General features: G+C 31.9%; 8 protein-coding genes and 1 pseudogene. 4 read left to right on the forward strand and 5 right to left on the reverse strand.

All coding sequences use genetic code 11. The features are described from left to right. A partial coding sequence (locus tag ACKI2W_RS02840) for a polysaccharide biosynthesis C-terminal domain-containing protein (protein WP_407379034.1) occupies positions 1 to 813 on the forward strand: 813 nt, incomplete at its 5' end. 4 nt (positions 814 to 817) lie between these two features. After that, on the forward strand, positions 818 to 1,810 hold the full coding sequence (locus ACKI2W_RS02845) for an acyltransferase (protein WP_407379036.1): 993 nt from the start codon (positions 818 to 820) through the stop codon (positions 1,808 to 1,810). Between the two features lie 5 nt (positions 1,811 to 1,815). On the opposite strand, the gene ACKI2W_RS02850 is transcribed toward ACKI2W_RS02845, so the two are convergent. Next, positions 1,816 to 2,817 carry a hypothetical protein gene (locus tag ACKI2W_RS02850; RefSeq protein ID WP_407379038.1) on the reverse strand — a complete coding sequence of 334 codons (1,002 nt, stop codon included), beginning with the start codon at positions 2,815 to 2,817 and terminating at the stop codon, positions 1,816 to 1,818. Positions 2,818 to 2,989: 172 nt separating this feature from the next. Here ACKI2W_RS02850 and ACKI2W_RS02855 point away from each other — a divergent pair, with 172 nt between their 5' ends. Next, positions 2,990 to 4,342 carry an AAA family ATPase gene (locus ACKI2W_RS02855; protein ID WP_407379040.1) on the forward strand — a complete coding sequence of 451 codons (1,353 nt, stop codon included), beginning with the start codon at positions 2,990 to 2,992 and terminating at the stop codon, positions 4,340 to 4,342. Positions 4,343 to 4,508: 166 nt separating this feature from the next. Here ACKI2W_RS02855 and ACKI2W_RS02860 read toward each other — a convergent pair whose 3' ends face one another. Together ACKI2W_RS02860 and ACKI2W_RS02865 are read right to left on the reverse strand one after the other, a co-directional pair. After that, the gene (locus tag ACKI2W_RS02860) at positions 4,509 to 6,038 is read right to left on the reverse strand and encodes a DEAD/DEAH box helicase (RefSeq protein ID WP_407379042.1); all 1,530 of its coding nucleotides are present in this window, start codon (positions 6,036 to 6,038) and stop codon (positions 4,509 to 4,511) included. 39 nt (positions 6,039 to 6,077) lie between these two features. Continuing rightward, a complete protein-coding gene (locus tag ACKI2W_RS02865) occupies positions 6,078 to 7,988 on the reverse strand; it encodes an SNF2 helicase-associated domain-containing protein (RefSeq protein WP_407379044.1) in 1,911 nt (636 codons plus the stop codon). Positions 7,989 to 8,193: 205 nt separating this feature from the next. Here ACKI2W_RS02865 and ACKI2W_RS02870 point away from each other — a divergent pair, with 205 nt between their 5' ends. Further along, a complete protein-coding gene (locus tag ACKI2W_RS02870; protein WP_407379046.1) occupies positions 8,194 to 9,378 on the forward strand; it encodes a coenzyme F420-0:L-glutamate ligase in 1,185 nt (394 codons plus the stop codon). Positions 9,379 to 9,400: 22 nt separating this feature from the next. Here the strand turns inward: ACKI2W_RS02870 and ACKI2W_RS02875 are convergent. Both ACKI2W_RS02875 and ACKI2W_RS02880 read right to left on the reverse strand, forming a co-directional pair. Further along, a pseudogene (locus ACKI2W_RS02875) lies at positions 9,401 to 9,859 on the reverse strand (ATP-binding protein); the annotation flags it as partial. A 59-nt stretch (positions 9,860 to 9,918) separates the two neighbouring features. Beyond that, a complete protein-coding gene (locus tag ACKI2W_RS02880) occupies positions 9,919 to 11,061 on the reverse strand; it encodes an RNA-guided endonuclease InsQ/TnpB family protein (protein WP_407379048.1) in 1,143 nt (380 codons plus the stop codon). Positions 11,062 to 11,336 lie beyond the last annotated feature (275 nt).

Raw genomic sequence — 11,336 nt, forward strand, 5'->3', positions numbered from 1 at the left:
CGATTTTGTAAAAAAATTACATTATATTCAATTCCCTTCGCAATAACTGGTTTATTATATACAATTTATTATTCCATTGATATGATAATGCTTACAAATATTACTGGGAGTTATTCCACAGGAATATATAGTGCAACATACAAATTAATAGCTGTTTTAAACTTATTTTATTCAGTATATATTGCAGTAATCTTCCCAGTCATGAGTAAATTCTTTAAAAATGATGAATCAATGCTTTTAGTGAGTTTTGAAAAATCGATAAAATATTTAATGTTAATAATTATTCCATTAGCCTTTGGAACAGTATTTTACTCAACAGATATTATACATTTAATTTACGGACATGAATATGATGCGGCATCATCGGTTTTATCTATTCTAATTTGGACAGTTTGCTTATTATTCATTAGTGGAGCTGCAAATACATTATTAAATGCATCACATAAAGAAGTTACTGTTACAAAAATTTATGCAATAGCCGCTACATTTAATATTATTTTAAACTTCTTCATGATTCCTTATTTATCTTACAATGGAGCAGCAATAACAACAGTTTTAAGTGATATGTTAATTGTAGCACTTCAAACATATGTGATATACAAACTTGGTCACAGACCTAATAAGAAACTATACTCCGATTTAATAAAAATAATCATAGGATCAGGAGTTTTAGGAATCGCATTGTACTTCCTAAACCTGAATATGTGGATTGCAATTCCAGTCGGAATAATAATATACTTAGCAGTTGTAACACTATTAAGAGTATTTGATGATGATGACAAATATGTAATTAAAGAAATTTTAGGAAAATAAAACAATGAAAACCAAAAAAGAGCGAATTTTTTATTACGACTTACTCAGAGCTTTTGCAATAATAGCTGTAATAATCTGTCATGTAGACCACTTTTTCGGTCCGCTGACAACACAGGCACAAATAATTGCCCAGATGACATTCCACGACATCGGAGACATTGGTGTGCCTATTTTTCTTATGATCAGCGGAGCACTACTTTTAAACAGAGACTATCCGAGCCTTCCGGACTTTTTAAAAAGGAGATTTGCAAGAATCATTTATCCGTTCATTTTCTGGATTATTTTAATCCTGGGACAATTATACTATTGTGGCTATAATTCAGCTTTTATCTGGAAAGTTTTCATCGGCGAGCCTTCAATCACTTGGTATTTCTGGACATTGATTGGAATTTATCTCTTCATTCCGGTTTTAAACTCATTCATTAAAGATTATGAAATTAAAGGTGTTGAATATTTTCTGGCAATATGGTTTGTCACAATGATTTTAAAGACATTCAACGCTTACCCTTTATGGAGCTATTTCAATCTGGACATGTTTGCAAGCTTTATCGGATATCCTGTTTTAGGATATTGGCTAGTCAACAAAAAGTTCAACTTAAATGACAAAAAACTCTGCATCTTAGGATTTATAATACTTTTAATTTCATTAGCTGTTTTCGTATATCTGGGATACACACATGTCAGTCTAATCAGATATGAAAACATGCCAAACATCTTCATGGGAGTTGGATTGTTCCTATTCATCATGTATCTGGATAAACTTAATGCATTCAACAAAATAAAGGACAATTTCATCGGAAAGGCCATCGTTTCCCTGAGCGTGTGCAGTTACGGAATGTACTTCTCACATGTGATTGTAGTCAAATTCCTGTCATACTACAATCCGAAATCCAACCTGCTTTTCCCTGTGATGTTTGTTTTAACAGTATTTTTAAGCTGGCTTCTGCCTTATATCCTAAGCAAAATTCCTTATGTGAAAACAATAAGTGGAGTATAACTCCACTACCCATCATCAAAACTTGTATCTTCACAGTCGTATACAGAATTTTCAAGTGAAATTTCATCATCAAAGCTTCCGGAAAAAGAGGACTCGGCAATGCTTAACTCACAGTCATCACCATATATCGCTGTGCCTTTGCCTGCAGATTCATTGGATTCAAACAGTGATTTTCTAATAACCAAATCAGCCTTTTTATTAAATATAGCTCCACCATTACAATCAGATTTGTTACCAGTAAACCTTGACTCAACTATGGTCATTTCACTGAAATTTACTATTGCACCACCATCTAGAGATGAATTATTGTCTTCAAAAATACAATCGGCAATATTCACATCAGACTCATCATTAACCAGTGCTCCACCGTTTTGAGCCTTATTACGGCTAAAAATTGATTTTTCAACAGTTAACTCGGCAGTGTCATTGTTAAATATTGCACCGCATTTAATAGACACATTTGCAACAAATCTTGAATCAATAGCTTTCATTACACTGCTGTCGTTAAATACTGCGGCTCCGTTATTTGCCCTGTTGGTCTCAAATGATGATTCACTAATTTCTAGCTCACCCCAATTGTTTATGGCTCCTCCAAAATCACCTGCCACATTTCCAATAAATGAGGATTTTTGAACATTCAGCACACCATCCTCGTTAAATATCGCTCCGCCGTCCTCTGAGGATTCATTATTACAGATTTGAGAATCAATTATCGTCATTTCACCTTCATCGATATGTATCGCCCCACCATTTTGCCTAGAAAATCCGTTTTTCAACGTTAAATTCCTGATAACAATATTTTCACCTGTACAGTAAAATAATCGAGCTTTTCCACACCCATCAATTGAAAATCCATTACCATCAATAACCAAATCGTCGACATCAATATTAATACCGTCCTCATATTGAAATTCCTCAACATCCTCAAGTACAATATCTGAGTCCAGAAAAATCTCAGTCTCATCACCGTGAATAAGTTCATCCAAATATCTGAAACCTTTAGCCATGTTAACACCTGTTGATATTAATTATTGAAATTCTATTTATTAAAGTAGTAGTCATAAATTCCAGCGAAATAAAAATATAAAATTATTATATGATATAATCAATATAATAATATTTAACATTCCATCACATGATTATTATTCTTTTCTCAATTAAACCAATGAGATGTTAAAAATGCAAAATAAGATAAATTTTAAAATCAACAATTTTGGACCCATCAATGAAGCAAATATTAATATTAACCAAATTAATATACTTGGAGGAGTTAATGGTAGTGGAAAATCACTTTCAAGTAAATTATTATTCTGTTTTTTAACATCCCTATCCAATCAAGGAAAACTGATTGAAAATAGTGGAATTTTAGCATCTTATGAATCATTTATAAATAGATGGATAGATAACTTTCCAAAATCAAAACCGGATTCAATACAGTATAATTTTGGAGAATTGATTGATGAAATAAACTCATTAATGATAACCTGGCAAGAAGACAATATTAATTATGAATATCTAATAGGTTTTTTCTCTAAATTCGAAAATATTTTAAATAAATATGAGTTACTTAATAATGAATCCTGTAAAAATGAATTGGATTTGATAAAAAATAGTATTGATATTAATAAGGATAGATATGGTTACATTGTAAGAGTTATAAACTATCTGTTATTAGTGGAATTCGGAAAATCCCAAATTAAATTCTATAAAGATGCAATAATTGAATTTGGAGATGAATTTGATAATTTATTCAACTATAAATTAACATTTAATGAAAATTCCTATGAAACATCATTTAATAATCAAATGAACTTAAATAATTATGATTTTAAAAATATCATTTATATTGATTCACCATCTTTACTAAATTTTTATATAAAAAGTGACAATGGACTTAAAATTAATGGAAATACTGGGCAATTCCATTATTATAACCTATTAAAAGGATTAATATCAAAAAGAGACAATAATTCAATTGCAATAGAAGAATTATACTACCAGAATAGTAAAAATTTAGAATCAGAATTAATAGATATGATTGGAGGATGTTTTGAATTTAATGATGAAACATCTAAATTCATATTTAAAACAGATAATAATGAATATGATATCATAAATATTGCATCAGGATATAAACAAATAGGTATATTACAATTATTATTGACAAACAAAGTAATTTCTGAAGGAGATTGGATTATATTTGATGAACCGGAAATTAATTTGCATCCCGGCATGCAAATTAAATTAGCAGAACTTTTAGTTAAAATGGCTGCTGAATTAAATATATGCATATACATTAATTCACATAGCCCATATATAATTGAAGCTTTTGAGGTTTATTCCAAACAGTATAATGTTGATAACAAAACTAGCTTCTTTTTATCAGAATTAATTGATAATAACAGTCAAAAATTTGATATCAGAGAAATTGAATGTGAAAATTTAGAAATTTTATACGACAACCTAGCAGAACCATACCATATTATTAACAAAGTCAGATTTGATAATGAATGGAATGAAGAATTTGAATAAGAGGTGATTGGATGTATTACTCTGAATTCAATATTCTTTTATTTTTAAATTACTTAACCTATTTAGATGATGAACAGTACTTACAAAAAATTAGTGATGTTTCATCAAATAAGAAAAATTCATGAAAATGAATATGATTTTAAATCTTGAATGATAATGTTATAAATTAATCCAGTTTCCGCAGCCTCAGCATTTCCTTTAAGTCATTATTGTTCATTTCAGTGATAAATGATTCATTTGAATCAATTGCCACTTCCGCCAATTCTATTTTTTCACTGAGTATCTGATTAATTCTCTCCTCAAATGTTCCGGTTGTGATGAATCTGTAAACCATGACATTATTTTCCTGTCCAATCCTATATGCCCTATCAGTTGCCTGATTTTCAACTGCAGGATTCCACCACAAATCATAATGAATCACATTTTGGGCATCAGTTAAGTTCAGTCCTGTTCCGCCGGCTTTAAGAGATAAAACCATGATTTTATTTTCAGGATTGTTCTGGAACTTGTCAACCATCTCATCCCGTTTTTTACGTGAAAGGGCACCGCTGAAGAAAAGCACTTCCTGATTATAATGTTTTTCTATCAGTTTTTTAAGTATTTCCCCCATTTTCACATATTGAGTGAATATTATGACTTTTTCATCATTGTCCAGGATAGTTTCTAAAATATTGATTAGAACTTCCATTTTTCCGGATTCGTCAACAGACATTTTATCTGATTTTGAAAACTGTGCCGGATGATTGCAGATCTGTTTAAGTGAGGTTATTAACTTTAAAATCAATCCTTTACGGCTGATTCCTTCACTTCCTTCAACATCCCTTATAAGCACGTTCAATGTCTCCTCATACATTGCCGCCTGCTTTAAGGTCAAATTGCAGTAAATGTCATTTACAATTTTTTCAGGCAAATCCCTGATGATGTTTTTATCCGTCTTATGTCTTCTGAGGATGAATGGGGAGGTTATCTTTTTAAATGAATTCAAAACAATTTCATTGTGCTCATTTTCAATAGGTTTTACATAGTTTTCATTGAATATTCTTAGGGAGTAGAGATATCCTTTATTTATGAAATCAAAAATTGACCAGTATTCTGACAGACGGTTTTCAATTGGAGTGCCTGATAATGCCATCCTGTGTTTGGTTTCAAGCAGTTTAATGGCTTTCGTCTGCTGAGAGTTTGGATTTTTAATGTTTTGCGCCTCATCAACAACACATAAAAATATGTTTAAATTTTCATCTATCACTTCAAAGTCCTGTCTGATCATGCCGTATGAAGTTAATATTATATCATATTTCTCATCAGGCAGTTTCCTGTTCAGTCCATGATAAATAAATGATGATATGGATGGAGTGAACTTTTCGATTTCCTTCTGCCAGTTGCTTAAAAGACTTGTCGGTACAATGATTAAAACATCCCCTTCAAGCAAATCGTTTTCCTTCAGGTAAAGGATTGTCGCAAGCACCTGTATTGTTTTTCCAAGTCCCATATCATCTGCAAGTATGGATCCGAATCCGATTTTCATATTCTGATATAGCCATGAAAATCCCCTCATCTGATAAGGCCTTAACTGGCCGTTGAATGATTTTGGAACTTCAATATCATCAATTTCAAACAGCCCGTCAATCAAATCGGACAGCTTATCATTAACACCAATGTCAAGTTTTTCAATATCTCCGCTTAATATGAAATGCATCAAATCATTTTTGGTTGGATTTAGAGGTATTAAATCTGTCTACATACTAATATGGTCCAAATCAACAGGGTTGACTTTCAGATATTTATTATTGATTTTTACAAGTCCGGAGTAGTTTTGGGAGAGATTTTCAAATTCTGTCAATGAAAATGTCTCATCGCCTATGGCAATCTTCCAGTCAAACTTGTTCAAATCTTCCAAAGTCAGTGACGTCTTGGATAAAACATCATTGTCTCCTGTTAAGGATAATTTTGCATCATGCACAATCCTTAGCTCGTCAGGTAGTCTGACTTCAATTCCATTGGATTTGAAAGTACCGATTAAAATATTGTTGAAAACATGAAAATCATCGATATTTAACAGGATTTTCTCATTGAGATTAACATCAATATTATATCTGGCAAAAATCTTTGTTATGATTTTAGAGCTTCGAATAACTGCGGGATACTTATTTGATGATAGGATATCCGCCAAATCATGACTTTTCTTATCAATGACGACTTTAGGAGTTATGGCAAATCTAGAATATTCCTGATTTACATCCAGGACAAAATGAAAATTCATGTCCTGTTCAAATAATGGAGATAACCATTTATTGATTGTATTTTCAACACCACTTACCTGGAAAGTCTGGCTTTTAAAGAAAAACAATTGGAAATATTCATTATTCTTCATAGTCTTCATCAGATCGGATTTTGAATTATATGAGGCATAATATGTAAAGCCGTTGAAAAAAAGAGAAATCGCACAGACAACCTGATCATATTTGGATAATTTTTTTCCGTTATATGATATTAGATTATCCGGACACATGCAGGCAAAATTTTCAACTAAATCCTGGACATCCTCATTAAATGACGGAATCCAGCGTACGGCATATTCACCATTTTTCAATTGGAAAAACTCCGGAATCAGAGCGCTTTTAGAAATTAGTCTGCAAGTCAATTCATATATTCCATGTAAAAATATCAAATCCTCATTATAATCATCAATATAACAGTCCGCATAATCCATTTCGGCAAACAATGCGAAAAATGCATGTTTCAGATTTCTTATTCTGAAATTAAGAGCCAATCCTGTGTCAAAAGCATTAATGTCATAATTGCCGTTAATATCCACATGAAATTTCTCCCACTGCTCGGGATGTGACCATTTTCTGTTAAAAATAAACTCCAAATCAGTAGTATTGAGTTTAAATGAATCGCCGAAATTAATGAAATGCTTATAGGAATTTTTAATGACAATAGTATTGTTTATTCTCTTAATTAAAATTGAAAACTCTTTTAAAATATCAATCAGAATGCTTTTAAATGATATTGTGGAACTTGAAAAAAATCCCGTACGCTTATCCAATAAAAATTTTAAATCATTAATCAATAAAGAAATATCATCAACATCAACAAATTCATGCTGCACGCAATCCCTATTTTTAAATAAATCATCCGTCGATTTAATGGAATCATCATCGGATTCGAATAATTCGCCGAAAGAATAATCTCTTAAAGTGAAAAGAAGAAATGGATTTTTTGATAACTGACCGGCAAGATAATGGAATGCTGTTGCCTTATGCTTACAGAACAGTCCTTCATTTTTACAGCTGCAGGTCATTTTAAAATCCTTCAGTGAATCGGGAATTATTTTTACATTATCAAAAAACAATTCTTCAGGAATTTTATCATCCAAAATTTTAACCTGCAACTGGGAATTTTTTTTAATCAAACGATTCAACCTGTCTTTATCGGATTTTGATAATTTTTTAAATTCTATTACAACATCGTAAAAGTCCCCGGGAGCACCTTCTATTTTAGATGTGACAATATTGCGGTTAATTTGAAATTCCTTAATGCTGCCGTCTTTGGCATAGATTTCACCATGCTTTAGATGATTTTTATTATCAAGTTTTTTAATATTAGCTAACCAAAGATTCACTAAATCCTTTTCAAAACTCATTAAATTAAAGTTTAGTAATAAGACATTAAAAATGTTTCTTTATCAAAAATAATACTGGTAATAAAAATTAGTTTTTAACATTTCCTCCACAAATTCAACAAGTTTTTAGCCTCAAAATAATTAGATTATTACAAAATATCTAAAACTTATATAATTAAAGGAATATAACATAAATAGGTGAATCCAAATTAGGGAGTAATCATATATGAGAAATGTTGGTACTGTTGTACGTGGAATAAGGACACCTATTATTAAAGAAAATGATGATTTGGCAACTATAGTGGTTGATTCCATTATGGCTGCAAAAGAAAGTGAAGGATTTGAATTCAGAGACAAGGATGTTGTTGCAATAACAGAAGCTGTTGTTGGAATTTCTGAGGGAAACTATGTCACCGTTGATGACATTGCCGAAGATGTGCAAAACAAATTCCCATCCAAAAACATTGGGGTTGTAAATCCTATTTTAAGCAGAAACCGTTTTTCAATAGCTTTAAAAGGTATTGCAAGAGGAATGGATAAAATCACTCTTTTAACCTCTTTTCCGGCAGATGAAGTTGGAAATGGTATTTTAGATGAAGCAATCTTGGATGAAAGCGAATATAATCTTGCAAGCGTCATCTCAGAAGATGAATACACAGAAACCTTCGGCTCATGGATACATCCCTTTACCGGAATCAACATGATCGACTTTTACAGGGAACTGATTGAAAGCGAAGACTGTGAAGTCGAGTTTGTCTTTTCAAATGACTTTAAAACAATTCTTGACTATACCAATGACGTTTTAACCTGTGATATTCACACAAGAGAAAAAACCGTCAAAATACTTCAAGGCGAAGGCGCTAATGTCTATGGTTTATACCAGGTTTTAGCCGAACCTGTTGGAGATTCAGGATTCAACCCTGAGTACGGACTTTTAGGTTCAAATAAAGCTACCGAAGAAAAACTTAAACTCTTCCCGAAAACAGGAGACGAACTTGTAAGGGAAGTTCAAAAAAGACTGATTGATTTAACCGGCAAACAAATCGAAGTTATGGTCTACGGTGACGGAGCATTCAAGGATCCTGTCGGAAAAATCTGGGAGCTTGCTGATCCTGTCGTATCCCCTGCACATACCGACGGATTGATAGGAACTCCAAACGAAATCAAACTCAAATACGTTTCAGACAACAAGTTCGCTGATTTAAAAGGCGATGAGTTAAAAGAAGCGATAAAAGAGGAAATCAAAAATAAAGATAAAGATTTAACCGGACAAATGATTACTGAAGGTACAACACCAAGAAGACTTACCGACCTAATCGGATCTTTATGTGATTTAACCAGCGGTTCCGGAGACAAAGGAACTCCAGTAGTATTTATACAGGGATACTTTGACAATTTAGCAAACGACTAAATTTCAAAACCCCTTTCTTTTTTTATATATAAAATATATTTGTTCTGCCAATACTTCCCTTTTTAATTAAATTATGCTCAATTAATTTATTTAAATCACGTTTACTTGTAGAATATGAAATATTGAATTCTTCTGCATAGGAATTGTACGTATATACGACATCATTTTTATTCATTTTATTTAAAATTTCAATCTGTCTTTCATTTAAGTCATAATCATTTAAATCCAATGTTTCATAATTTTCTAAATCATTTGGTTTGATTAATTTTCCATCAGGCTCTCTAAGAATAACTGTGAAAAAATTATTTTCATTATAAAATTCTGGATCATTAAGGCCACATCTTTGCATTTCATTTCTCATTCTTTTGATTCCAGTGCCAAAATGCTCCATATAAATAGTTTTTGCAAATATGTTGCAAATAGCCTCATTTCTATGAATCGGATTTAAATTTATGCCCAAATTATCGACAGTTAATGGTTGAACAACCTCGCCTTATAGAAGGTGAGGATTCCTAGATTATATTTTTCACCCAATGGATTTTATTGAGTATTTTCTAGGCTATCCCCGGGGCTCCACCGGTTCAATATATTAATAGCGGCATTTACGTCCCTATCAAGTTTTTCGCCGCATTCTGGGCAAATCCAGTGTCTTGTTTTCACGTCTAACTCTTTGTTTATGTGTCCGCAGTGATGGCATGTTTTACTTGTGTTTTTAGCATCTACAAACACTACTCCTTCTGCTTGGGGTTTGTACAATTCGAATTTGTTTTTTAGCCGTTGTATGAACTGTGATAGTGGAAAGACCATGTTTTGTTCTCCTCCGATGAGGATTTTGATAGTGGCGTAATTTTCTTCGAAAACAATAACATCATATTCTTTTACCAGATTATAGGTTAGTTTTTCGATATAGTCTTTTAGTTTATTTGTTCTTTTGTTGTACCATTTTTGTAGTCTTTTTTGTAGTTTTTTCCATCTGCGGCTTAGTTTTCTGCATCGTGACATTAGTCGGTTTATGTGTTTTATCATTTGGTTTTCATGATTTATATCAAAAAACTCTTTTACATCGTCGCTTGTCACTAGCCAGCCGTTAATATTGGAGTTAATGTCGCAGCCGATTTTTTCTCCTGTTAAAGGTAAATTTTCTGGAAGATCTGTGGTTATGTTGATTATTGCATAGTAATGTATGCCGTCATAGGCGATTGTGACATTGTTAAATTTAATATCACTGCTATTCAGTAATTCCATGTATTCGGGGCTTGTTCTGAATCGTACTTCACCGTATCTTCGCAAAGACAATTTGTTTTTGTTTATGATTTTTTTGTTTGCTGGTATGGTTTGTCTGAAGCTGTTTCGGTTTTCTTTTTTGCTGTGGAATTTAGGATAATTAAAATGACGGTTTTTTAAGAAATTATCAAATCCACGACTTAAATCCCGTATGGACTGTTGTAAGCTGGTGGATTCCATAGCATCCAGATAAGGTAATTTCTTTTTGGATTCCATCATCAACTTATTCAAGAAAGTATAAGTAGGTCGTATACTCTTATCCTTTTCATATAAAGCGTTGTATTTACCTAATGTTTCGTTGTATGCTTTACGCACACAACCAAAATTCTGATGAAACCCTTCCCTCTGCTCAGGATTGGGAAGAATTCTAACTACAACACCAACAGTCCGCTCATCCATAAAATCAACACAACCATTATTTTTTAGTTACATTCCAAAAACAACCCATATTATTACTTTTCTTCAAAAGAAAAAAAAGACATTTACAGGTTATAATATACAATTAATACACACCATATATAAACAAATTATGTGAGAGCATTTGATCATTATTCGCCGACCCCGAAAAAAATATTGAAAAATGTATGCTGAATGAAAGATACAAAACAAATAACAAATAAAATACGGTATTTTATAAAAATAAATGCAAAAAACTAGTAAAAATAAAAGTACCC

The organism is Methanobrevibacter sp. (assembly GCF_045603845.1).
In the GTDB taxonomy this organism is placed as follows: Archaea; Methanobacteriota; Methanobacteria; order Methanobacteriales; family Methanobacteriaceae; genus Methanocatella.